This is a genomic window from Neobacillus sp. Soil_C_43, from assembly GCF_057656715.1.
In genome coordinates this window covers 609,696-634,149 of sequence record NZ_JBDGJV010000001.1, presented here as the reverse complement: position 1 = coordinate 634,149, position 24,454 = coordinate 609,696, and the positions used below count along the sequence as shown (strand labels likewise).

Below are 24,454 nucleotides of genomic sequence, written 5' to 3'. Positions count from 1 at the left end.
CACACGTATGTTAAAGTCGAAAACAAGATGGATTGTTCGTAGATCTGATGACCATCTAGTTAAACAACTGGAAAATGAATTAAAGATAACACCTCTAGTTGCGTCACTACTTGTCAATCGTGGTTTAGATACCGTAGAATCTGCACGGTATTTTTTATTTGGTAAGGAAGAATTTCATGATCCTTTTCTCTTAAAAGGAATGGATATCGCGGTTAATAGAATTCGTGATGCGATTGAAAAACAAGAACCTATTCTCATTTTCGGCGACTATGACGCGGATGGTGTAAGCAGCACCTCGGTGTTAATGATGACACTGCGTGACCTTGGTGCAAATGTACAATTTTATATCCCGAATCGTTTTACAGAGGGATATGGACCGAATGAACGTGCATTCCGTCATGCTGCGGAATCTGGAATAAACTTAATTATAACTGTGGATACAGGAATATCAGCTGTGCATGAAGCGTCGATAGCAAAAGAGCTTGGTATGGACCTTATTATTACGGATCACCATGAGCCGGGTCCTGTTCTACCAGAAGCCCTCGCAATCATTCATCCGAAGCTGCCTGATAGCATTTATCCTTTCCGGGAACTGGCCGGGGTAGGGGTTGCATTTAAACTTGCCCATGCATTGTATGGTGAAGTGCCGGAGCATTTATTTGAAATTGCCGTCATCGGTACGATTGCCGACTTAGTATCCTTAACGGATGAAAACCGCCTCATTGCAAAAAAGGGCTTAGAAAAGCTGAAAGTAACGCAAAATGTTGGACTTAAAGCTATTTTTAAATTAGCTGGAGTAGACCCTACAGCTATTAATGAAGAAACGATAGGTTTTACACTCGCCCCAAGGATTAATGCAGTTGGGAGATTAGAAGATGCCGATATGGCAGTTCAACTGATTCTGACAGATGATCCTGAAGAAGCTCACCAGCTAGCGGTAGAAATGGATGCGTTGAACAAGACAAGGCAATCCATCGTAAATGAAATCACTGCTGAAGCGATTGAAATCGTTGAAAAAAATTACCCGGTTGACAGCAATAAAGTCCTTGTCATTGGGAAGGAAGGCTGGAATGCAGGAGTAGTAGGAATTGTTGCATCCAGACTGGTTGATAAGTATTATCGTCCAACCATTATTTTATGCTTTGACTCAGAAAAGGGCATTGCAAAAGGTTCAGCCCGAAGTATAGAGGGTTTTGACCTTTTTAAAAATTTATCGACATGTAGAGATATTCTGCCTCATTTTGGCGGACATCCAATGGCTGCTGGAATGACTTTAAATCTCGATAATGTAGCAGACCTTCGAGAGCGGCTTAATAGCCTTGCAGAAGACCAGCTAACGGATAAGCACCTTATCCCGGTCACCTATCTAGACGAAGAAGTTCGTCTTGAAGATGTTCATCTATCTTCATTAGATGAAATGAACTTACTTTCTCCTTTTGGAATGGACAACCCCAAACCAAAAGTTTTAATAAATAATGTTGATATTGCCAGTATGAGAAAAATTGGTAGTGAACAAAATCATCTTAAGGTTTTGGTAAATGAGGATGGTTCCAATCTAGATGGGATTGGCTTTGGACTAGGAGCTTTAGTAGATCAAATCTCTCCTGCCTCAAAAATTTCATTAATTGGAGAATTATCTATTAATGAATGGAACAATATACGTAAACCACAAATCTTTATCCACGATCTCGCAGTTGAATCGTGGCAGTTATTTGACTATCGCGGGCAAAAGCGAATCAACCATATCGCCCAAACGGTACCTTCCGAAAACAGAAAGCTTATTGTGTTCAATAAGGAGCATCTTGATAAAATAAACGCAAGCTTCCTGCCGGACATCACCTTCATTCAAACAAAAGAAGAAGCAGAGGCCTTTGACGGACATCATGCAAATATCGTCCTGGTGGACTTCCCGCCATCAATGGAAATCCTATCTGATTTGTTTAAAGGGAAACAACCGGCAAGGATTTATGCCTATTTTTATAAAGAATCCAGTGATTTTTTCAGTACTGTACCGACTCGTGATCATTTTAAATGGTTCTATGCATATTTGTTAAAAAAGGGACCATTAGACCTTAATCGTCACGGAGATGTCATTGCCAAGCACCGCGGCTGGTCGCAGGAAACAATTATCTTTATGTCAAAGGTGTTTTCTGAACTGGATTTTGTTACAATAAACAATGGATTTATCACTTTGAATAATCAAACGCAGAAGCGTGAATTAACTGACTCAAGAACTTATCAAATCAAACAGAAACAGTACGCTCTTGAAAAGGATTTACTGTTTTCATCCTTCCAGGAATTAAAAAACTGGTTCGATCAAATGATTCATGAGTCAGTTGAGACTGAGGAGGCAATTAAAGAATGGACTTAAAGGAATTTATTACAATTGTACCTGATTGGCCTAAGCCAGGAATTAAATTTAAAGACATTACCCCTTTAATGAATAATGGTGATGCATATAGATATGCAACAGACCAAATCGTTGAATATGCAAAAGATAGGCAAATCGACTTGATTGTAGGACCTGAAGCTCGTGGATTCATTATCGGTTGTCCTGTGGCTTATTCACTTGGTTTGGGGTTTGCCCCTGTTCGTAAAGAGGGTAAATTACCTAGAGAAACAATAAAAGTAAGCTATGGCCTTGAATATGGTAAAGATGTTCTAACAATCCATCAAGACGCTATCAAACCTGGTCAGCGTGTACTAATCACAGATGATTTGTTAGCGACAGGCGGCACGATTGAAGCAACCATCCAATTAGTGGAACAGCTTGGTGGAGTTGTTGCTGGTATCGCTTTCTTAGTTGAGTTAAGTTACTTAGATGGACGTAAAAAACTCGACGGTTATGATATATTAACATTAATGCACTATTAAACCTGCTAGAGGGCACTCCGAAAACGAGTGCTCTCTTTATATAATTTCGGAACTTCCGCTTCATTTTTTTCGACATATTTCTTTAAATTTTGGAAAAAAGCTTTCAATCTCTTTACATCTTCGTGATTTTTTCTGATAATAGAAACAATCATTCTAAATTAGTAACAATTTTATACGAATAACATTGAATAAATAAAATGAGATGAAAATAAAGGTGATTTCATGGCGAATGATCAAGTGTTAACAGCCGACCAAGTCATCGACAAGACCCGCAACTATTTAAATGAGGAGCATGTTGCGTTAGTTAGGAAGGCGTATGAATTCGCCAAACATGCTCACCGTGAACAATATAGAAAATCAGGGGAACCGTACATTATTCATCCCATACAGGTAGCTGGAATATTAGCTGACCTGGAGATGGATCCTGCAACGGTGGCAGCGGGTTTTCTTCATGATGTTGTTGAAGATACGACTGTGTCCTTAAAGGATATAGAAGTAGCTTTCAACGGCGAAGTGGCGATGCTTGTCGACGGTGTAACAAAATTAGGGAAAATTAAATATAAATCGCACGAGGAACAGCAGGCCGAAAACCACCGGAAAATGTTTGTTGCTATGGCTCAAGACATCCGTGTCATCCTGATTAAGCTGGCTGATCGTCTGCATAATATGCGGACACTAAAGCATCTTCCGCTGGAAAAACAACGTCGGATTTCAAATGAGACACTTGAAATTTTTGCACCTTTAGCACATCGTCTTGGTATTTCTAAGATTAAGTGGGAGTTGGAGGATACCGCATTAAGATATTTAAATCCGCAGCAATATTATCGGATTGTTAACTTAATGAAAAAGAAACGTGCGGAACGAGAGCAATATTTAGAAGATGTTATCGATGAAGTAAAAAACCGTATGGGTGAAGTCTCCATTAAAGCAGAGTTGTCAGGCCGGCCAAAGCATATTTACAGCATTTATCGTAAAATGGCTTTGCAAAATAAGCAATTCAGCGAAATCTATGATTTGCTTGCCGTTCGAATCGTAGTCAATAGCATTAAGGATTGTTATGCGGTCTTAGGAATCATTCATACGTGCTGGAAGCCTATGCCAGGTCGATTTAAAGATTATATTGCGATGCCAAAGCCAAATATGTATCAATCCTTGCATACTACGGTAATTGGACCAAAGGGTGATCCGCTTGAAGTCCAAATCAGAACGTATGAGATGCACCGTATTGCCGAGTTCGGGGTTGCGGCCCACTGGGCTTATAAAGAAGGAAAAGCGATTAGTGATAGCTCCACATTTGAGCAAAAGTTAACATGGTTTAGGGAAATTCTTGAGTTCCAGAACGATACGGCAAATGCTGAAGAGTTTATGGAATCGTTAAAGATTGACTTGTTCTCAGATATGGTTTTTGTGTTTACGCCAAAAGGTGATGTCATTGAATTGCCTTCAGGCTCTGTTCCGATTGATTTTGCCTATCGGATACACTCTGAGATTGGGAATAAAACGATTGGGGCAAAAGTAAACGGCAAGATGGTTACCTTAGACTATCGTCTAAAAACAGGTGATATCATTGAAATTCTTACCTCCAAACATTCCTATGGACCAAGTCAGGATTGGTTGAAGCTTGCGCAAACCTCTCAAGCGAAAAATAAGATTCGCGCTTTCTTTAAGAAACAGCGCCGCGATGAAAATGTCGATAAGGGTAAAGAGCTTGTCGAAAAGGAAATCCGTAACATGGAGTTTGATATTAAGGAAATTTTAACTCCGGATAACCTGAAAAAAGTCGTAGAGAAGTTTAATTTTTCAAATGAAGAGGATATGTATGCAGCAGTGGGTTATAACGGTGTCACTGCTTTACAAGTGGCAAACCGTTTAACTGAGAAATGGCGTAAAAAGCGTGACAAGGAACAGTCGGCGAACATTGCCAACGCGATTACGGATTTAAAAGCTTTTCCTTCAACAAAAAAACGCGAATCAGGCGTTCGAGTACAAGGAATTGATAATTTATTAATCCGTTTGTCCAGATGCTGTAATCCAGTACCTGGCGATGAAATTGTTGGCTTTATTACAAAAGGGCGTGGTGTTTCTGTCCACCGCTCTGATTGTACGAATATAGATTCCAATGATGCCCAGTCTAGATTAATTCCGGTAGAGTGGGAATCATCCTTGAATGACCGGAAGGAATATAATGTAGACATTGAAATTAGCGGGTATGATCGTAGAGGTCTACTGAACGAAGTCCTACAAGCTGTTAATGAGACAAAAACAAATATCTCAGCAGTAACAGGGAAATCTGACCGCAATAAAATGGCTACCATTAGTATGTCTATTGCGATTCACAATGTCAGCCACCTGCAAAAGGTAGTCGACCGAATTAAGCAAATCCCAGATATTTATTCGGTTCGCCGAATTATGAATTAAGGAGTTTATCATGAGAGTAGTTGTTCAACGGAGCAAAGCGGCCAAGGTCACCGTTGAAGGAAAAGTGGCGGGGCAAATCACCAAAGGGCTGGTTCTGCTAGTAGGTGTTACACATGACGACAAGCAAGAGGATGCTGCCTACTTAGCCGACAAAATTGCAAACCTTAGAATTTTTGAAGATGCAGATGAAAAGATGAATTATTCTTTATTAGATGTTGGGGGAGAGATTCTATCTGTTTCGCAATTTACCTTATATGGAGATTGCCGAAAGGGTAGAAGACCTAACTTTATGGATGCTGCAAAACCAGAGCAGGCAGTTGAGCTTTACGAAGCGTTTAACAACCTGCTCCGTGAAAAAGGCATCCATGTGGAGACGGGTGTTTTTGGTGCCATGATGGATGTAGAATTAATTAATGATGGTCCAGTAACATTGATTGTTGAAAGTAAAGCATAAGAAAAGCTTGGCACAAATTTTGTGCCAAGCTTTTTCTAATTTCCTTTGAAAAATCTTGCCAGGCCATTAAATAAACCTGATGCAGCATTTTCTTGGAATACACCTGATTTCACAGTCATTTCTTCCTCAGGATTACTTAAATATCCAAGCTCCATTAACACAGCTTTCTGATTATTCTCTCGAACAACATGGAAATCACCAAATCGTACTCCACGATCTTTTAGTTTTGTTTGTGCCACAGTGGACGCATAAAGAGTATCAGCAAGTGATTTTTGATAGTTATGATAATAATAGCCAGTCATTCCACGAACACTTCGATCTAAATTACTGTCGTAATGCAGGCTGATAAATGCATCGGCATTGTAAGATTGGGCCGTACTTACACGCGAGGGAAGAGGAATAAAGGAATCACTATTCCTGGTTAAGTAGACATCTGCACCTGCAGCTCTTAATTTATCATACAACAATCGAGCCGTCCGAAGTGTCAGTTCCTTCTCAAGAGTGCCGCTTGCTCCTGTAGTGCCGTTATCACCGCCGCCATGCCCAGGGTCTAAAACAATTGTTTTATTTTTAAGGTAACCTTCTCCACCCGATTTCTCAATCTGTGTCTTGGAATTGTTGATAGAAACAATCCAACCTGCTACAAATCCCGTTTTGCCATTCTTCAATTTAACTTCATACCAATCATTCACAACGTTTTGAACAGGATAGGAAGTACCTTCATTTGCCCGTTCGATTACATCGGCTTGTACATTGGCTGATGCTCTGATATTTGTTCCATTATGTAAGATGGTAACGTTACGATCTTTGACAGCTTGTCCAGATTGGGTGGATGCTTTAGATTTCTCAAGGTACCACCCGGCAACCCAACCGAATTTGCCAGATTTATATTCTATTTTTGCCCAATTGTTATTCTCTTCTAAAATCGGAAAGCTTTGTCCCACCGTTACAGTTCCAATAATGACTGCATTTAAGGATGATCCTGAGCGGACACTTAAACTGTTGGCAGTGACGGTACCATTCATACCGATTGGTTCGTTCTTAGATGTATCCTTCCCTGCTTTTCCATCAGTATCAATAAATTCTGCACTTACCCAACCTTTTAAATGGGCGAATCCAATTTCAAGCCAATTCTTTTCTTTAGAATAAATGGATACAATCGTTCCTTTTGTTAGCTTTCCAATAACAGTTCCAGTTGCAGACGATTCTTTTCGGATATTAAGTGTGTCCGCATTTACTATTCCAGAACTTGTTTGATTACTAGTAGCTTTAGGTTGATCTGCAGGTTCGGTTTTTAAGACTAAAAAATCCCTCGTAACCCAACCTTCGCCAAATGAGGAGGAAACTTTGTACCAGTTTTCATTTTGGTCCAGTATGCTCACTTCTTGCCCTCTATTTAAGAAACCGACAATACGGAAGCTTGTCCCAGGACCTGAACGAATTCTTAATTGATCGGTGTTAGCCTTTGCAATCGTTCCTTTTGAACCACTGGATGTAGTAGTACTAGATGGTTTTGGCATGTTTTCCTTTGTAACCAGCCAATTAACGACCCAGCCTGTATTACCAAAAGACAACTCAACTTCAATCCAATCGCCTTTTTCTTTTACAATTGAATATTTCTCGCCTCGCTTGGCAACTTTTACAAGAGGATAGCTTAATCCAGGTCCACCCCGTACATTCACCGAATCAGAAGAAACGGTTACCGTCCCGGTTGCAGCACTACTTTTTCCTTGTGGCAGGAAGGCTCCGAAAATAAGAATGATAGATAATAACAGGAAACTAAATTTCTTAACCATCCACACCCTCCTTTTCTAGTGTTAAATTATATTTTATCGTAATTAGAACTGAAAATCATTCCTTATTTACTAAAATTGACCAGTATATGTGTGAATTTCCTTTCATTGATGCAAGTTTTTCATCAATGGTGGAGATAATAGAAATATTGAAGAATAGGCAGGGGTGATTGATTATGAGGTCAAGTGAAAAAGGAATGAACATCCAATCCATGGATGGCAGGATTTTCGGTGTTGATTTCCACGATTTTATCCAAAAAGAACAGAATGCCACTTCGTTTGAGCTTGCATCAGAATTTGGATTAACGATCGGGGATGTCAGAAAGTTAAAAAAACATTTAGAGAGATCCTAAAACTCTCTTGACATTACTATCAATGCTCCGTATTATTATATAAATATAAAACACATACATGGTATAACCAATGATGGAGCATAGTAATTAAGCAAACCCATGAAAAGAGAGGAAATGCCCTAGGCTGAAAGCATTTCTACATGAGTCTTAATGAATGAACACTCCGTAGGCTTCTCTCTGAAAAAAGTACTTTTAGTAGGAGATGAACGTTACAGGCGTTAACTGTAAAAGAGGAAGGGCATGGAATACGATTCATGTGCACTTCAACTAGGGTGGCACCGCGGGATACAAACTCTCGTCCCTTGTATATTTTGTATACAAGGGACGAGAGTTTTTTTGTTTTGTTAAGAGGAAAAAAATTACATACTTGTGAATGTGAAGAGGAGGTAATCCACTATGTCTATAAGCATCCCTAGAGGAACACAGGATATTTTGCCTGGTGAAGTAGAGAAGTGGCAGCTAATTGAAGCGAAGGCAAGAGAACTTTGTGAGAAATATCAATATCAAGAGATTCGTACACCGATTTTTGAACATACTGACCTTTTTTCAAGAGGTGTGGGCGATAGTACAGATATCGTTCAGAAAGAAATGTACACATTTGAAGATCGTGGAAAACGCAGCCTCACACTAAGACCAGAAGGAACTGCAGCAGTCGTTCGGTCCTTTGTTGAAAAAAAGATGTTTGGCTATGCCAACCAGCCAGTCAAACTCTACTATATGGGACCGATGTTCCGATATGAACGTCCACAGGCCGGTCGATTCCGTCAATTTGTTCAGTTTGGAGTGGAAGCATTAGGCAGTAACGACCCTGCCATTGATGCAGAAGTCATCTCCTTAGCGATGAACTTGTATAAAGAAATGGGCTTAAAACAGCTGAAATTGATCATTAACAGCCTTGGTGACAAGGAGAGCCGAACGGCCCATCGTGAAGCGTTAGTAAACCACTTTAAACCACGAATCGGTGAGTTTTGCCATGACTGTCAAAACCGTCTTGAGAAGAATCCATTAAGAATCCTTGATTGTAAACAGGACCGTGATCACGAACTAATGAAAACGGCGCCTTCCATTTTGGAATATCTCAATGATTATTCAAAGTCTTATTTTGAAAAATTACAGCAGTATTTAACACAGCTTGATATTCCATTTGAAGTCGATGCTAATCTAGTTAGAGGTCTTGATTATTATAATCACACGGCGTTTGAAATTATGAGCAATTCCGAGGGATTTGGAGCCATTACTACCTTATGTGGGGGCGGCCGCTACAATGGACTTGCTGAAGAAATTGGTGGACCTGAAACGCCAGGAATTGGATTTGCCTTAAGTATTGAACGGTTTATCGCTGCACTTCAGGCTGAAGGAATTGAACTAGAAGTGAATCAGGGAATTGATTGTTTCTTAGCTGCACTAGGTGACGAAGCAAAAGATTATACAGTAGGACTTTTACAGCAGCTTAGAATGGCTGGTTTTTCTGCTGAGAGAGATTATCTAAACCGTAAAATCAAAGCGCAATTTAAGGCAGCTGACCGTCTTCAAGCAAAGTTTGTTGCTATTCTCGGGGATGAGGAACTAAAAAACAATAAAATCAATGTGAAAAACATGGCGACAGGTGAACAGGTAGAATTAGACTTACATTCTTTCGTTGCACAATTTAAAGAATTGCAAGCTTAAAGGGGGATATATTCAATGTATGGAAGATCGTATTTTTGTGGTGAAGTTCCAGAAACAGCCGTTGGCGAAAAGGTAACATTAAAAGGATGGGTTCAAAAAAGACGTGATCTAGGTGGTTTAATCTTTATTGATCTTCGCGACCGCTCTGGAATTGTTCAGGTAGTGTTCAACCCGGATTTATCAACGGAAGCACTACAAACAGCTGAAAAGATTCGTAATGAATATGTTCTCGATATTGTTGGAACAGTTGTCAGCCGTGAAGCTGGAACAATTAATGAAAACCTGAAAACAGGAAAGATTGAAGTACAGGCAGAAAAAGTAACGATTATCAATGAGGCAAAGACACCTCCATTTATGATTTCTGATAAAACAGATGCATCTGAGGATGTTCGTTTAAAATACCGATACCTAGATTTCCGTAGACCAGTTATTTTTGAAACCTTAAAAATGCGTCATCAGGTAACAAAACAAATTAGAGATTTCTTAGACTCTGAAGGATTCTTAGATATTGAAACACCAATCTTAACCAAAAGTACTCCCGAGGGTGCACGTGACTATTTAGTACCAAGCCGTGTTCACCCTGGTGAATTCTATGCACTGCCACAATCACCACAGCTGTTTAAACAATTGCTCATGGTTGGTGGAGTGGAGCGTTACTATCAAATTGCCCGTTGTTTCCGTGACGAGGATTTACGTGCAGACCGTCAACCAGAATTTACCCAAATTGATATTGAAACAAGCTTCCTAAGCCAAGAGGATATCATGGGAATGATGGAAACAATGATGTCAAAGCTTATGAAAGAAGTAAAAGGCGTAGACATTCCAGCAGCCTTCCCACGTATGACTTATGATGAAGCGATGAGCCGTTACGGTTCCGATAAGCCAGATACACGATTTGGACTAGAACTAGTTGACCTTTCTGAGATTGTGAAGGATTCTGGCTTTAAAGTATTTGCTGCAGCTGTTGCTAATGGTGGACAAGTAAAAGCGATTAATGTTAAAGGTGCAGCAGAAAAATATTCACGTAAAGACATTGATGCTTTAACTGAGTTCGTAGCTGTATATGGTGCGAAAGGGCTGGCTTGGCTTAAAGTAGATGCTGAAGGACTAAAAGGACCAATTGCGAAATTCTTCTCTGAGGAAGATGTGCAAGCACTGACAGCAAGTCTTGAAGCCTCTGAAGGTGATTTACTTTTGTTTGTTGCTGATAAAAAGAGTGTAGTTGCTGATTCTCTAGGGGCGCTTCGCTCAAAGCTTGGAAAAGAGTTAAATCTAATTGATCAAAGTGTGTTCAATTTCTTATGGGTCACAGACTGGCCATTGTTAGAGTACGATGAAGAAGAAGGCCGTTATTATGCTGCCCATCATCCATTTACAATGCCATTTAGGGAAGACCTTGAATTGTTAGACTCTGATCCTGGAAAAGTACGTGCTCAAGCATATGACCTTGTGTTAAATGGATATGAGCTTGGCGGCGGATCACTGAGAATTTTTGAGCGTGATATTCAAGAGAAGATGTTCAGCATCCTTGGATTTACTCCTGAAGAAGCAAAAGAACAATTCGGTTTCTTATTGAATGCATTTGAATACGGTACTCCGCCACATGGTGGTATTGCCCTTGGTCTTGACCGCTTGGTTATGCTTCTTGCTGGCAGCACAAACCTACGTGATACTATTGCATTTCCTAAGACAGCAAGTGCAAGCTGCTTGTTAACAAATGCACCAGGTGAAGTTTCAGAAGCTCAATTAAAGGAACTGAATTTGTCATTAAATGTTAATAAATAACAAGAATTCGCTTTCATGAATCCTTGAAGCAGACTTTTAAATATGATATGATTAAGTCAATCGAGAAGAGTCCTGAAATGTACGTTGTGTTACCTGAAGTTTTGACCGAACATTATTTATTCGGGAATCCGGAGTTTTTCTGATTGCGTAAATGCCTCACCCTTTGACGGGTTAGGGGACTTACAATACCGGGAACAGGGAACCCACCTGCTGAGTGCGGGTTTCAAAACGATGGACATAAGCGACGGCATCATTGGGACTCTTCTATTTATTTGTTTAACAACAACCTCCAGCAAAATTGCTATGGAGGTTTTCTTTTGCTCTTTATCTTCATAATTCCTATCTAAATACTTGTTTTTATAGGATTGTATGTTATATTTTTTAGGGTAAAAGATAATAAAAGATAAAAATGAAATTTATTTTTGGAGGAACATCATGCTGCATCAATTTTCCCGTAATGAGCTTGCCATTGGTAAAGAAGGCCTCGATATCATGAAAAATAGTACGGTTGCTGTTTTGGGAATCGGGGGTGTCGGTTCATTTGCTGCTGAAGCTCTTGCCCGTTCTGGCGTTGGCCGCTTAGTCTTAATTGATAAGGACGATGTGGATATTACAAACGTCAACCGCCAGCTAATTGCCCTGCTTTCAACTGTAGGTAGACCAAAAGTAGAGATTATGCAGGAACGGATTAAAGATATAAATCCTGACTGTGAAGTGATTGCCCTTAAGATGTTCTATACAGAAGAAACGTACGAAGAGATTTTCGGCCATAAGTTAGATTTTGTTGTGGATGCTTCTGATACGATTATGTATAAGATTCATTTAATGAAGGAATGTTTAAAGCGAAATATCCCGATTATTTCAAGTATGGGAGCAGCCAACAAGATGGACCCAACGCGGTTCCAAATTGCGGATATATCTAAAACACATACGGATCCAATTGCAAAGGTGATTCGTACAAAGCTTCGTAAGGAACGCATTCATAAAGGGATTCCAGTTGTATTTTCGGATGAAAGTCCAATTGTGGTTCGTGAAGAAGTTGTAAAAGTTGTAGGGAAAGAAAATGCGCCAATTCGTAAGGCGAAAATGCCGCCTGCATCGAACGCATTTGTCCCATCAGCAGCCGGTCTGATCATGGCCAGCTACGTTGTTCGTGAGTTATTAAAGGATATTAAAATCACACGTGTATCTGATGAAAAATAATCCTTAGACCCTAGGCTTATCAGAAGTTTAGGGTTTTTTTATGCTTTGTTTAGGAGAATTTTTCTAAAATAATGTACACTATAGTGGACGGCTAATGAGAGGAGAGGGAAATTGGAAACAATCGTAGAGTTAAAAGACGTAACTAAAGTGATTAAAGGAAGAACTATCATTGATAATATTAGTTTTAAAGTGAATAAAGGCGAAGTTTTCGGCTTCCTTGGCCCGAATGGTGCTGGGAAAACAACGACTATCCGAATGATTGTCGGTTTAATGGGGATCACCTCAGGAGATATCATCGTCGGTGGATCGAGCATCAAAGCTGATTTTGAGAATGCTGTGGGACATGTGGGTGCTATCGTCGAAAATCCGGAAATGTATAAATTTTTAACCGGTTACCAAAACCTCGTCCACTATGCGCGGATGGCTAAAGGGATTACAAAGGAAAAAATCGCTGAAACGGTGGAACTGGTTGGGTTAACAGAACGCATTAATGATAAGGTCAAAACCTATTCGCTTGGTATGAGACAAAGATTGGGGTTAGCTCAATGTCTTTTACATGATCCAAATGTGTTAATCCTGGATGAGCCTACCAACGGTTTAGATCCTGCAGGAATACGAGAAATCCGTGACTATATTCGTTTACTGGCACGTGAAAAAAATATGGCAGTCATTGTTTCCAGTCACTTGCTATCCGAAATGGAAATGATGTGCGACAGGATTGGGATTATTCAAAACGGGCAGCTAATCGATGTGCAACTCGTAAAGGAGTTTGTCCATGGAACGGAAACTACCTATGAGTTAGAAGTAGTTCCAAGCGATAAAGCTTTGTTAATTGTCCAAAACCACTATTCAAGTATCCGAGCGAACCGCTCTAGAAATGGGATATCGGTAGAGCTTTCTAAGGAAGAAATACCTAACCTTGTAAAAGCTTTTGTTGCAGAAGATATACAAGTTTACGGAATCAAAGAAGTAGCAAAAACACTAGAAGATCGCTTCCTAGAAGTAACGGCTGAAAAGGAGGCGGTAACACGTGGGTAATTTAATCAAAAATGAATGGATGAAAATTTTTAGACGTCCTGGAACCTATGTGATGGTTGCCATCCTAGTCATTTCTATAGCAATAGTAGGTTTTGTAGTAAAGTATCAACAAAATGGGATGGATGTGTCCGAGGATCCCAAATGGGAACAAGTCCTACAAGAAGAAAATAATGCATTAAAGCAGCAGATGGACCAAAGCCGGACAAAAATCAAAAAGCAGTATTTTAAAAAAGAAATAGCGATTAATGATTACCGAATCAAGCATCATATTCCGCCAAGAGAAAAATATTCGGTTTGGTCATTTGTAAAAGATTCATCACAGCTCATTGTGTTAGCTGGGTTATTCATCATTATTGTGGCTGCTGGAATTGTGGCCAGTGAGTTTAACTGGGGAACAATCAAGCTATTATTGATTAGGCCTATCAACCGAACGAAAATTTTACTATCTAAATATTTGACGGTATTGCTGTACGCTATATTCATGCTGTCCATCCTATTTGTCTTTTCAACTATACTTGGTGCCATCCTGTTCGGCATGCCAGACGAAGCGGTTTCGTATTTAAATTATAATAATGGTCAAGTAACGGAGCAAAATATCGTTGTCCATTTATTAATCTATTACGGTTTAAGCTCAATTGATATGATTATGCTGGTTACAATGGCATTTATGATTTCTTCAGTCTTCCGTAATAGTTCGCTTGCCATTGGTTTATCCCTATTTCTATTGTTCACTGGGGGTCAGTTTACTACTCTACTGGCCATGAAATTTACCTGGGCAAAATACATCCTGTTTGCTAATACGGATTTAATGCAATATGTGGAAGGAGCGCCATTGGTGGAAGGAATGACCCTGTCCTTCTCCGTGCTTATGCTGTTGGCCTACTTTGCCCTATTCCAATTTCTCGCTTTTTTTGTCTTTCAAAAACGAGATATTGCTGCCTAAGAAAAAGGTGTCAGGCACCATACTTATGGGTGCCTGACACCTTTATTAGCTTTTTCGTATTAGTTTTTCATAAACGATTGCGAGTGCTTGTTCAAATTTCCCGGTTTTCTTCGGCTGGTAGTATTGTTTGTTTTTTAGCCGGTTCGGCAAGTATTGCTGCGGAACCCAGCCATTTTCATAGTTGTGTGGATATAAATATTCGATTCCTCTGCCAAGCTCTTTTGCTCCCTTGTAGTGGGCATCCTTTAAATGATCAGGAATTTCACCTACATTCCCTTTTCGGATATCTTCAAGAGCGGTATCGATAGCCAAAATAGCAGAGTTCGATTTGGGTGATAAGCATAGTTCAATAACGGCATTGGCAAGCGGGATTCTTGCCTCAGGAAAGCCCAGTCTTTCTGCCGTTTCAATCGCTGCTAACGTCCGTGGTCCTGCTTGTGGATTGGCGAGTCCAATATCCTCATAGGCAATGACGATTAGTCTGCGGCTGATACTGACAAGGTCACCTGCTTCAATTAGCCTCCCAAGATAGTGCAGGGCAGCATTGGCGTCACTACCACGGATGGACTTTTGAAAGGCAGACAGGACATCATAGTGTCCGTCCCCATCCTTATCTGCAGCTATGCTTTTCTTCTGCAGACATTCCTCGGCCGATTCCACATCGATTGAAACAATGCCTTCTTCATCTTCGTCTGTTGAGAGAACAGCTAATTCGAGTGCATTTAAGGAGCTTCTGACATCTCCGTTCGAGGCATTGGCGAAATGTTGTAAGGCTTCGTCAGTCACATTCACCTTTAATTTGCCCAGTCCGCGATCCTCGTCTTCAATCGCATGGAGCAATGCTTGCTTCACTTCATCAGGTGATAGTGGTTTAAGCTCAAAAATTTGACATCGGCTGCGAATCGCAGGATTAATCGCATGGTACGGATTACTTGTGGTTGCTCCGATTAGCGTAATCATTCCATTTTCTAAATAGGGAAGCAAAAAGTCTTGTTTTCCTTTGTCCAAACGATGGACTTCATCTAGAAGAAGAATCACTTTTCCTGACATTTTTGCCTCAGCTGCAACAATTTCCATATCTTTTTTATTATTTGTTACTGCGTTTAAGGTTCGAAAGGCATATTTGGTACTTCCAGCAATGGCACTTGCAATCGATGTTTTGCCAATTCCAGGTGGTCCATATAAAATCATGGATGTAAGCTGTTTTGCTTTCACCATTCTAGCAATGATTTTACCGTCACCAACCAAATGCTGCTGGCCTACGACTTCGTCAATCGTTCTTGGCCTCATCCGAAAGGCCAAAGGCTTTTGCTGCATAATCATCTCTCCAAAAGGGTTTCTTTTTAATCGAGCTTTTATCCTACAATACCACTTTCTTGGGAAAAAAGCATATTAAAGGAGAATGTGTTATAATTTCTAATGCCTATCAATTTACTGTGGAATTACTTATTTAAATATATAGATTTCGAATAGAGGTGCGAAGTAGTGAAAATATCAACAAAGGGAAGATATGGTCTTACAATTATGATTGAGCTTGCTAAAAAATATGGTGAAGGTCCCACTTCTTTAAAAGCCATTGCACAGGCAAATGATTTATCAGAACATTATTTAGAGCAATTGGTTGCTCCGTTAAGGAATGCAGGTTTAGTTAAGAGTATAAGAGGGGCATATGGTGGTTATATTCTTACAAATGTTCCTTCTAAAATTACTGCTGGGGATGTCATTCGTGTCCTGGAGGGACCGATTACGCCAGTTGAAGGAATTGAAGATGAGGAGCCAGCAAAGAGAGAACTGTGGATTCGAATTAGGGATGCGATTAAGGGTGTTTTAGATAACACTACTTTAGAAGACCTGGCAAATCACAGTGAAGATAATGATACCGAAGGTTATATGTTTTATATATAAGGCGAAGAGTATGAACATAGAATTATTTTGATTGAAGGTGTAAGGATGGAACGAATTTATCTCGACCACGCAGCAACCACACCCATGCATCCTAAAGTAATTGGAAAAATGGTCGAAGCTATGAATACGATTTTTGGTAACCCTTCGAGTATTCACTCATTCGGAAGGGAAGCCCGTCATCAAATTGATAGAGCTAGGGCTGGACTTGCGCGCAGCATTGGTGCAAAGGAAAACGAGATTATTTTTACAAGCGGTGGTACAGAAGCCGATAACATGGCGTTGTTTGGTGTGGCTGAAAGCTATCAGAATAAAGGCAAACACATTATTACCACTAAGGTGGAACATCATGCTGTCTTGCATGCTTGTAAAAAGCTAGAGAAGATGGGTTATGAGGTTACCTATTTACCTGTTGATGAAATAGGACGGGTTTCCATCTCTGAATTCCAAGAAGCATTGAGGGATGATACGATTCTAGTATCCATCATGTATGGTAATAATGAAGTTGGCTCGATTCAGCCAATTACTGAAATCGGCCACTTACTAAAAGATCATCAAGCAGTCTTTCATACCGATGCGGTACAAGCCTATGGTATAGAAAAGATTGATGTAAACGAAAGCCATATTGATTTATTATCCGTTTCTGCTCATAAAATCAATGGTCCAAAAGGAACAGGTTTTCTTTTTGCACGTTCAAATGTGAAACTCTCTCCTCGCTCCTTTGGCGGGGACCAAGAAAGAAAGAGACGAGCTGGAACGGAAAATGTTGCTTCTATTGTTGGTTTTCATGAAGCTGTTACAATTGCAAATGAAGAAAGAGCGGCTAATAGAGAAAAGTATATAGGTTTTAAAGAAGTAATGTTAGCAAAATTGCGTGAATTAGATATCGAGTTTAGCGTAAACGGATTGCTTGAAACTTCACTGCCACATGTATTAAACTTAAGCTTTCCGGGAACGAGTGTGGAGGCTATGCTTGTTAATCTTGATTTGGCAGGCATTGCTGTTTCGAGTGGATCAGCATGTACGGCTGGTAGCATAGAACCTTCTCATGTCCTGGTTGCCATGTTTGGTAAACAATCAGAGCGCTTGATCAATTCGATCCGTTTTAGTTTCGGCTTGAACACAACGACTGAGGACGTCGTGAAAGCTGCTGAAGAGACGGCAAAGGTTGTTATGCGTCTGAAAAAATAAATGTAATATCTAGTAGGGTTAAAAGAGAGGTGAAAGAGAAATGGAGAAAAAAGAGCCAAAAGATATCCGTGTTGTAGTTGGAATGTCAGGTGGTGTAGACTCCTCTGTAGCTGCACTCCTATTAAAGCAGCAAGGCTATGACGTAATTGGAATTTTTATGAAGAATTGGGATGACACAGACGAAAATGGTGTGTGTACAGCCACTGAAGACTACGAGGATGTTATTCGGGTATGCAATCAAATTGGCATTCCTTATTATGCTGTTAATTTTGAAAAACAATATTGGGATAAGGTATTTTCTTATTTCCTTGAAGAATATAAAGCGGGTAGAACACCAAACCCAGATGTGATGTGTAACAAAGAAATTAAATTTAAGGCATTCCTCGAACATGCACTTAAATTAGGTGCAGATTACTTAGCAACGGGTCATTATGCAAGAGTTGAATTCCGCGATGGTGAATATAAAATGCTCCGTGGTCTGGATGAAAATAAGGACCAAACGTATTTCTTAAATCAATTGACACAGGAACAACTGAGTAGAGTCATGTTCCCAATTGGAAACTTAGAGAAATCTCGAGTAAGGGAAATAGCGAAGGAAGCAGAACTTGCTACTGCCACAAAAAAGGACAGTACGGGTATTTGCTTTATCGGTGAACGGAATTTTAAGGACTTCCTAGGTCAATATTTACCCGCTCAACCAGGTAAGATGGAGACATTTGAAGGAGAGATTAAAGGGAAACATGAAGGTCTAATGTATCATACCATTGGCCAGCGTCATGGTTTAGGTATTGGCGGAGCAGGTGAACCTTGGTTTGCCATTGGAAAGGACTTAGAAAGAAATGTCCTTTATGTTGGACAAGGTTTCCACAATGAAAAACTTTATTCCAACTCGATTATTGCAACCAACGTTAGTTGGGTATCGAACAAAGAAAAATCGGCTGAGTTTGAATGTACGGCCAAGTTCCGCTATCGCCAGGAAGATAATAGCGTGACTGTACGTTTGTTAGAAGGCAATCGTGCAGAAGTTATTTTCAAGGAGCCCATTCGGGCGGTTACCCCAGGACAGGCGGTTGTATTCTACAATGGCGACGAATGTCTTGGCGGCGGTACCATCGACGAAGTGTACAAAAATGGTGAACGGTTGACATATGTAGGATAATTTAGTCCCTGATTCCACTACTGGAGTCAGGGCTTTTTACTCTATTTTTGGTGCGTTTTTCTTTTAAGAATATGATATACTTTCCCTTAGGATTGGAGCTGAAAAAAATGGATAAAAACCAAATAGGTGTACAATACATGCAGGAAGGCAATTACGAAGAAGCAGCTAAAGCCTTCAATGAAGCTATAGAAGAAAATCCGACGGACCCTGTTGCTTATATTAACTTCGGCAACGTTCTTTCAGCTGTCGGTGACGATGAAAAAGCAATCAAATTTTATCAAAGGGCACTTGAAATAGATGAAAACGCGGCAGCAGCTTACTATAGTATCGGTAACATTATGTTCACTCATGATCAGTTTGACGAGGCGAAAAATATGTTTGAAACAGCCATGAAAAAAGGGCTGGAGTCTGCCGATAATTACTTTATGTTAGGTTTAACGCTAGTACAATTAGACAAGAACCGCTTCGCCCTTCCTTACCTGCAAAGAAGTGTTGAGCTGAATGAAGAGGATGCAGAAGCAAGGTTTCAATATGGTTTATGTCTAGCACAATTAGAATTCATTGACGAATCTATGGTTCAATTTGAAAAGTGTATTGAACTAGATCCAGGACACTCAGATGCTTATTATAATTTAGGGGTTTCGTATGCCTTTAAAGAAAATTCTACTAAAGCAATTGAAATGTTTAATAAGGCCCTGGAAAACCAGCCAGACCATTTGCTTGCAGGACATGCAAAAAAATTAATTGAAAATATGCAATAGGTGATACCGATCTTTTTGAAAGGAGGGAGACACGAGTGGAGAAGCAGGATTCGCTTGATTTATTTGCCGAACAAGGAAAGTTTGTAAAGGGAAGACCCATCGTTACAATCTTTCATAATGAACAAAACCTATATACGGTTTTACGGATACGAGTAGATGAAACAAACCATTCCTATGATGACAAAGAAGCGGTTGTCACTGGCTATTTTCCAAAGGTACATGAGCAGGAAACGTATATCTTTTACGGAGAATTTAAAGATCATCCTAAGTTTGGTCTGCAATTTCATACAAATCATTACAGAAAAGATATGCCACAGACAAAGCAAGGGGTTATTGCTTATTTGTCAGGTGAACTGTTCAAAGGGATTGGTAAGAAGACAGCAGAAAATATCGTGGATACGCTTGGGGAAAACGCCATTTCAAAAATACTTAACCAGCCGTCGCTGCTAGATTCCATTCCTAAGCTTCCTCCTGATAAGGCTAAAACACTGTATGACACACTCATGGAGCACCAAGGACTCGAGCAGGTCATGGTAGCTTTAAACCAATATGGGTTCGGGCCGCAGATTTCAATGCGAATTTACCAAGCATACAAAGAGGAGACACTTGGTATTATTCAGAAGAACCCTTACCAATTAGTTGAGGATATTGAGGGAGTTGGTTTTGGCCGTGCGGATGAGCTTGGCTATCAGCTTGGGATATCAGGCAGTCATCCTGATCGCATCAAAGCAGCCTGTCTGTATACGCTAGAAAATGATAGCTTACAGACCGGTCATGTATACATACATGCTGAGCAATTACTCGAACAAGTAAAAAGTTTGTTAGAAGAAAATAAGCGAGACCAAATTGAGTTTTTCGATATTTCGAATGAAGTCATTAAGTTGGAAGAAGAAGGGAAATTAATTGGTGAAGAAAAACGAATTTACTTGCCATCTCTTTATTTTGCAGAAAAAGGACTTGTGACTAACATTCACCGCATCTTACAGCAAACCGAATATAAGGATCAATTTCCTGAATCTGAGTTCCTACTTGCTTTGGGAGGCTTAGAAGAACGTCTTGGGGTACAATATGCGCCCACCCAAAGAGAAGCCATTCAAACGGCATTAATGTCACCAATGCTTATTTTAACTGGGGGACCTGGAACAGGTAAAACCACGGTTATAAAAGGAATTGTTGAGCTTTACGCTGAACTCCATGGCTGTTCGTTGGAGCCGAAGGATTATCATAAAAAGGGTGAACCGTTTCCATTTTTGCTTGCTGCACCAACAGGTAGAGCAGCCAAAAGAATGAGTGAATCCACCGGTCTTCCTGCCGTAACGATTCATCGATTACTTGGTCTAAATGGGACTGAAGGAATTGACCATGAGGATTCAAATACACTTGAAGGAAAAATATTAATCGTCGATGAAACTTCGATGCTTGATATATGGCTTGCTAATCAATTGTTTAAGGCTCTGCCAGACAATATTCAAGTTATTCTTGTTGGGGACGAGGATCAGCTGCCATCGGTTGGTCCTGGTCAGGTTTTAAAGGACTTGTTGGATTCAGAATGTATTCCGACGGTTCGATTAACCGATATTTACCGGCAGGCGGAAGGTTCATCAATCATAGAATTGGCCCATGATATAAAAAGAGGCTATCTTCCCCCGGATATAACACAAAAGAAGCCTGATCGTTCGTTTATCAGATGTTCTACTGCACAGGTGGCTCAAGTCGTGGAAAAAGTAGCGCAAAATGCCAAAAACAAAGGTTATTCTGCAAAGGATATCCAAGTACTGGCGCCTATGTATAGAGGCCCTGCAGGGATTGACCGATTAAATGTGTTGCTACAGGAGATTTTTAATCCAAACCCTGATGGTAAACGAAAGGAAATTACCTTTGGAGAAGTAAAGTACCGAATTGGTGATAAGGTGCTTCAACTTGTTAATCAACCAGAGAATAATGTGTTCAACGGTGATATTGGTGAAATTATTTCGATTATCTATGCAAAGGAAAATACGGAAAAACAAGACATGATTTATATTTCCTTTGAGGGAAATGAAGTGGAATATACAAGGCAGGATTTGAATCAAATCACCCATGCCTATTGTTGTTCTGTCCATAAATCCCAGGGCAGTGAATTTCCTATTGTTATTCTTCCTGTAACGAGAAGTTATTACCGGATGTTGCGACGAAATTTAATCTATACAGCTATCACAAGAAGTAAACAATCGTTAATTCTATGTGGAGAAGAAGATGCATTAAGAATGGGTGTAGAAAGAGCGGACGAACTTTCAAGACAGACCACTCTTCGTGAAAAGCTTAAAGAAACAATTTTAGTACAGCCCCAGACTCTTCAAAATGACACAGAGCCGGTCCAAGGCTTATCCTATGAGGAAGAATTAATGCAAGTCAATCCAATGGTTGGAATGGAAAACCTTACACCTTATGATTTCATGCTAAATGACTGAAACTATAAATGTTCGGGGAGGTGGGACACTCTTTGCGGACATTTTCATTATTAAAAGGACAACCAGTTTTTGAAACGAGCAGTGGAACAAAAATTGGTGATATCAGTGACCTATGTATCTCAAGCAATGGTATCGTCAAAGGCCTATTGATTAAAAAAGGCGTTTTCTTCAAACAATCGTACTTTCTGGATATTCAAAAAGTGACTACCTTCGGCTGGGATGGGGTTATGATTGAAGATAGCGGGTGCTTGGAAAAGTTAGGAGATAACCCTGAATATACCTTGACACATCAGCATTCTTTAGATGGAATGATGATGCTCTCAAAAAGCGGAGAATCACTCGGTTTGTTAAAGGATGTATATTTTCAGGAAGAAGTGGGCACAATCGTAGGGTATGAAATTACGGATGGCTTCTTTTCGGATATCACGGAAGGTAAACAAGTCATTCAATCCGGGAAGCCCTTAGCGATCGGAAAGGATGCCATTATCGTAGATGTAGATAATACGTGAGGTGTCTTTTCATGTTTAAGTGTCCTAACTGTCAAAGCAAAGATATCGGCAAAATTGGTATCAACCAATATTATTGCTGGAGCTGTTTTATTGAGCTATCTGTTAACAAAGGTCTCATTAACACCCATCAGGTGGAGGAAGACGGTTCACTTAGTTCCTTAGACGATTTGTTTGAAGAAGAAGAGCGTCGTTACACCCTATAATTATTATAAGAGGTGAAACGCATGAATAAAATGATGACGTCGATGATTGCTTTTGGTGCGGGGATGGCCATATATAATATGGCCCAACGAAATAATATGATGTCCACCCGCAATATGAAAAGAATACAAAAAAAGGTAAAACGAGCAATGTTTTAATGCAAATCCCCCTTGGATTCCTAGGGGGATTTTTACGTACCCTTACTCAGAATGTATAAACATCGACTTCGAGAATTGTCCAGCTCCAGCGCCTAGCCAGTTTTCTACCTGAATAATCTTCCTTGAGTATCTTGTAACAATCATGGCTTGATAAAGCGATGATTGTTACAGCTCGGGTCAAATAACCTTCGGCAAGTAAAGTCAAAGAGCGACTTTTCTTGCCGAAGAACATTTGCCTGTTGGGCTGATCAAGGCGCTTGCGCTTTTCTTATGAATATTTCCCCTTATTGTCTCTAACACTAACATGAGGGAGGACTGCTCGTGGATATTCGTATGAAATGGCTGTATCGAATTGGTTTTATACTCCTATTATTAATTGCCCTTTACGTTTTTCTTAAAATTAGATTTGTTTGGATGCCGGTTGTCAGGCTTGCCGTCATTATCATCTTACCTTTTCTAATAGCAGGGTTTATAACGTATCTCCTTCATCCTATTGTGGAAAAATTACATGAAAAAGGATTCCACCGAGGGTTGGCTATTTTCTTAATTTATTTTATTTTTTTTGGAGGCATTGGTTTTGCTTTATATAAAGGTATACCAGCTATCATTGAGCAATTAAAAGACCTATCTGAAAGTGCACCGGTTTTTGCCGAACAGTATCGAAGTTGGATTGATGAGCTTCAGACCCATACAAGGGCATGGCCGGATGGATTGCAAGCAAAAATAGATGACGGGGTCAACACTTTTGAAAAGAAGATGGATTCTCTTTTAACTATTATTGTAAATGTCTTAATGGACTTCCTAAATTCAGCCCTACTTTTAATGATTATTCCGTTTATTGCTTTTTATATGTTAAAGGATTTTCCTTTGTTAAAACGGACGGCATGGTATTTGACCCCTAAGAAATGGAGAAAAAAAGCCACTCTATTTTTAAGAGACGTTGACGAATCTCTCGGAAGTTATATAAGAGGGCAGCTATTAGTTTGTGTGATTATTGGAAGTGTCTCTGCCCTGTTATTTTGGGTATTCCATCTAAAATATCCCTTGTTACTAGGACTTATCGTTGGTGCGACAAATGTGATTCCATATTTTGGACCGATTATCGGGGCAATCCCAGCGGTCATTATTTCTGCGACTACCTCGGTTAAGTTGGTCATCATTACGGTTGTTATTGTTTTTGGGTTGCAATTCCTTGAGGGAAATATCTTATCGCCTTATATCGTCGGGAAGAGTCTTCATATGCATCCATTATTAATCATGATCGCTTTGACATCTGGTGGTGAAATAGGGGGAATCTTAGGGTTAATCTTGGCTGTCCCCGTTCTTGTGGTATTGAAGGTAGGAATTATTCATGCGAAAAATCACTTTATTCAAGACAAAGCAAATGATTCTTCTTCTTAAAGTGCTTGGCCAATTGACAAACGTTTTTTTGGTGGATATAATTCGTCATATAGAATATGAATGAAAATGTTGAAGGGTCGAGTATGTTGTAGTCCATCTGTAACGCTTATTGCGCGGAAGAGAGGAGCTTTCAAGGCTGAAAGAAGCTCCAGATGAAGGATGACAGAACGCTAATCCGGAGTGCAGCTAACCA

At 39.9% G+C, this 24,454-nt stretch carries 21 protein-coding genes, 1 other RNA gene and 1 other annotated feature; of the genes, 20 read left to right on the top strand and 2 right to left on the bottom strand.

What is annotated here, in order from left to right; all coding sequences use genetic code 11:
- Positions 1-7 precede the first annotated feature (7 nt).
- The 4 genes from recJ (at position 8) to dtd (ending at position 5,746) form a co-directional block, all read left to right on the top strand.
- Complete coding sequence (recJ, locus tag AC3A54_RS03360; RefSeq protein ID WP_487653314.1) at positions 8-2,371, top strand: single-stranded-DNA-specific exonuclease RecJ; 2,364 nt, start codon at positions 8-10, stop codon at positions 2,369-2,371.
- Complete coding sequence (locus AC3A54_RS03355; RefSeq protein ID WP_308083051.1) at positions 2,362-2,874, top strand: adenine phosphoribosyltransferase; 513 nt, start codon at positions 2,362-2,364, stop codon at positions 2,872-2,874. Before recJ ends, AC3A54_RS03355 begins: the two co-directional genes overlap by 10 nt.
- Positions 2,875-3,096: 222 nt before the next feature.
- Entirely contained in the window at positions 3,097-5,292 is a 2,196-nt protein-coding gene (locus AC3A54_RS03350) for a RelA/SpoT family protein (protein WP_308083052.1), read from the top strand.
- Positions 5,293-5,302: 10 nt separating this feature from the next.
- Positions 5,303-5,746, top strand: coding sequence for a D-aminoacyl-tRNA deacylase (dtd, locus tag AC3A54_RS03345; protein ID WP_487653313.1), 444 nt, complete (start codon positions 5,303-5,305; stop codon positions 5,744-5,746).
- Positions 5,747-5,781: 35 nt separating this feature from the next.
- Here dtd and AC3A54_RS03340 read toward each other — a convergent pair whose 3' ends face one another.
- On the bottom strand, positions 5,782-7,542 hold the full coding sequence (locus AC3A54_RS03340; RefSeq protein ID WP_487653312.1) for an N-acetylmuramoyl-L-alanine amidase family protein: 1,761 nt from the start codon (positions 7,540-7,542) through the stop codon (positions 5,782-5,784).
- Positions 7,543-7,715: 173 nt separating this feature from the next.
- Between AC3A54_RS03340 and AC3A54_RS03335 the strand changes: the two genes are divergently transcribed.
- From AC3A54_RS03335 to AC3A54_RS03305, 7 genes are all read left to right on the top strand, one after another.
- On the top strand, positions 7,716-7,892 hold the full coding sequence (locus tag AC3A54_RS03335) for a hypothetical protein (RefSeq protein WP_487653311.1): 177 nt from the start codon (positions 7,716-7,718) through the stop codon (positions 7,890-7,892).
- 61 nt (positions 7,893-7,953) lie between these two features.
- Positions 7,954-8,198: a binding site (T-box leader), on the top strand.
- Positions 8,199-8,288: 90 nt separating this feature from the next.
- Entirely contained in the window at positions 8,289-9,560 is a 1,272-nt protein-coding gene (gene hisS, locus AC3A54_RS03330; RefSeq protein WP_335545343.1) for a histidine--tRNA ligase, read from the top strand.
- Between the two features lie 15 nt (positions 9,561-9,575).
- The gene (gene aspS / locus AC3A54_RS03325) at positions 9,576-11,345 is read left to right on the top strand and encodes an aspartate--tRNA ligase (RefSeq protein ID WP_487653310.1); all 1,770 of its coding nucleotides are present in this window, start codon (positions 9,576-9,578) and stop codon (positions 11,343-11,345) included.
- 66 nt (positions 11,346-11,411) lie between these two features.
- Positions 11,412-11,609: non-coding RNA, 6S RNA (gene ssrS / locus AC3A54_RS03320), on the top strand.
- A 171-nt stretch (positions 11,610-11,780) separates the two neighbouring features.
- On the top strand, positions 11,781-12,548 hold the full coding sequence (locus tag AC3A54_RS03315; protein ID WP_308083058.1) for a tRNA threonylcarbamoyladenosine dehydratase: 768 nt from the start codon (positions 11,781-11,783) through the stop codon (positions 12,546-12,548).
- Positions 12,549-12,659: 111 nt separating this feature from the next.
- The gene (locus AC3A54_RS03310; RefSeq protein WP_487653309.1) at positions 12,660-13,586 is read left to right on the top strand and encodes an ABC transporter ATP-binding protein; all 927 of its coding nucleotides are present in this window, start codon (positions 12,660-12,662) and stop codon (positions 13,584-13,586) included.
- A complete protein-coding gene (locus tag AC3A54_RS03305) occupies positions 13,579-14,529 on the top strand; it encodes an ABC transporter permease (protein ID WP_487653308.1) in 951 nt (316 codons plus the stop codon). The genes AC3A54_RS03310 and AC3A54_RS03305 overlap by 8 nt, the downstream gene beginning before the upstream one ends.
- 45 nt (positions 14,530-14,574) lie before the next feature.
- Here the strand turns inward: AC3A54_RS03305 and AC3A54_RS03300 are convergent, their stop codons facing one another.
- A complete protein-coding gene (locus AC3A54_RS03300; protein ID WP_487653307.1) occupies positions 14,575-15,846 on the bottom strand; it encodes a replication-associated recombination protein A in 1,272 nt (423 codons plus the stop codon).
- A gap of 168 nt (positions 15,847-16,014) precedes the next feature.
- Between AC3A54_RS03300 and cymR the strand changes: the two genes are divergently transcribed.
- From cymR to AC3A54_RS03255, 9 genes are all read left to right on the top strand, one after another.
- Positions 16,015-16,434 (top strand): cysteine metabolism transcriptional regulator CymR, encoded by a 420-nt coding sequence (gene cymR / locus AC3A54_RS03295; RefSeq protein WP_308083063.1) that lies wholly within the window; start codon positions 16,015-16,017, stop codon positions 16,432-16,434.
- A gap of 45 nt (positions 16,435-16,479) precedes the next feature.
- Positions 16,480-17,622 (top strand): cysteine desulfurase family protein, encoded by a 1,143-nt coding sequence (locus tag AC3A54_RS03290; protein WP_487653306.1) that lies wholly within the window; start codon positions 16,480-16,482, stop codon positions 17,620-17,622.
- A gap of 40 nt (positions 17,623-17,662) precedes the next feature.
- Positions 17,663-18,781 carry a tRNA 2-thiouridine(34) synthase MnmA gene (mnmA, locus tag AC3A54_RS03285; protein WP_335545358.1) on the top strand — a complete coding sequence of 373 codons (1,119 nt, stop codon included), beginning with the start codon at positions 17,663-17,665 and terminating at the stop codon, positions 18,779-18,781.
- Between the two features lie 107 nt (positions 18,782-18,888).
- Entirely contained in the window at positions 18,889-19,542 is a 654-nt protein-coding gene (locus AC3A54_RS03280; protein ID WP_487653305.1) for a tetratricopeptide repeat protein, read from the top strand.
- 35 nt (positions 19,543-19,577) lie between these two features.
- Entirely contained in the window at positions 19,578-21,992 is a 2,415-nt protein-coding gene (gene recD2, locus AC3A54_RS03275; RefSeq protein WP_487653304.1) for an SF1B family DNA helicase RecD2, read from the top strand.
- A gap of 32 nt (positions 21,993-22,024) precedes the next feature.
- Positions 22,025-22,501 carry a PRC-barrel domain-containing protein gene (locus tag AC3A54_RS03270; protein ID WP_487653303.1) on the top strand — a complete coding sequence of 159 codons (477 nt, stop codon included), beginning with the start codon at positions 22,025-22,027 and terminating at the stop codon, positions 22,499-22,501.
- An 11-nt stretch (positions 22,502-22,512) separates the two neighbouring features.
- Positions 22,513-22,704, top strand: a complete 192-nt coding sequence (locus AC3A54_RS03265; protein ID WP_308083069.1) for a hypothetical protein — start codon at positions 22,513-22,515, stop codon at positions 22,702-22,704.
- A 21-nt stretch (positions 22,705-22,725) separates the two neighbouring features.
- Positions 22,726-22,860, top strand: a complete 135-nt coding sequence (locus tag AC3A54_RS03260; RefSeq protein WP_308083070.1) for a YrzQ family protein — start codon at positions 22,726-22,728, stop codon at positions 22,858-22,860.
- Between the two features lie 321 nt (positions 22,861-23,181).
- On the top strand, positions 23,182-24,261 hold the full coding sequence (locus tag AC3A54_RS03255) for an AI-2E family transporter (RefSeq protein ID WP_487653302.1): 1,080 nt from the start codon (positions 23,182-23,184) through the stop codon (positions 24,259-24,261).
- Positions 24,262-24,454: the final 193 nt, after the last annotated feature.

Excerpts from the sequence above, each read along its gene's own strand:
- recJ (WP_487653314.1), top strand. The coding sequence starts at position 8 with ATGTTAAAGTCGAAAACAAGATGGATTGTTCGTAGATCTGATGACCAT.
- AC3A54_RS03355 (WP_308083051.1), top strand. The coding sequence starts at position 2,362 with ATGGACTTAAAGGAATTTATTACAATTGTACCTGATTGGCCTAAGCCA.
- AC3A54_RS03350 (WP_308083052.1), top strand. The coding sequence starts at position 3,097 with ATGGCGAATGATCAAGTGTTAACAGCCGACCAAGTCATCGACAAGACC.
- dtd (WP_487653313.1), top strand. The coding sequence starts at position 5,303 with ATGAGAGTAGTTGTTCAACGGAGCAAAGCGGCCAAGGTCACCGTTGAA.
- AC3A54_RS03340 (WP_487653312.1), bottom strand. The coding sequence starts at position 7,542 with ATGGTTAAGAAATTTAGTTTCCTGTTATTATCTATCATTCTTATTTTC.
- AC3A54_RS03335 (WP_487653311.1), top strand. The coding sequence starts at position 7,716 with ATGAGGTCAAGTGAAAAAGGAATGAACATCCAATCCATGGATGGCAGG.
- hisS (WP_335545343.1), top strand. The coding sequence starts at position 8,289 with ATGTCTATAAGCATCCCTAGAGGAACACAGGATATTTTGCCTGGTGAA.
- aspS (WP_487653310.1), top strand. The coding sequence starts at position 9,576 with ATGTATGGAAGATCGTATTTTTGTGGTGAAGTTCCAGAAACAGCCGTT.
- AC3A54_RS03315 (WP_308083058.1), top strand. The coding sequence starts at position 11,781 with ATGCTGCATCAATTTTCCCGTAATGAGCTTGCCATTGGTAAAGAAGGC.
- AC3A54_RS03300 (WP_487653307.1), bottom strand. The coding sequence starts at position 15,846 with ATGCAGCAAAAGCCTTTGGCCTTTCGGATGAGGCCAAGAACGATTGAC.
- AC3A54_RS03290 (WP_487653306.1), top strand. The coding sequence starts at position 16,480 with ATGGAACGAATTTATCTCGACCACGCAGCAACCACACCCATGCATCCT.
- mnmA (WP_335545358.1), top strand. The coding sequence starts at position 17,663 with ATGGAGAAAAAAGAGCCAAAAGATATCCGTGTTGTAGTTGGAATGTCA.
- AC3A54_RS03280 (WP_487653305.1), top strand. The coding sequence starts at position 18,889 with ATGGATAAAAACCAAATAGGTGTACAATACATGCAGGAAGGCAATTAC.
- AC3A54_RS03265 (WP_308083069.1), top strand. The coding sequence starts at position 22,513 with ATGTTTAAGTGTCCTAACTGTCAAAGCAAAGATATCGGCAAAATTGGT.
- AC3A54_RS03260 (WP_308083070.1), top strand. The coding sequence starts at position 22,726 with ATGAATAAAATGATGACGTCGATGATTGCTTTTGGTGCGGGGATGGCC.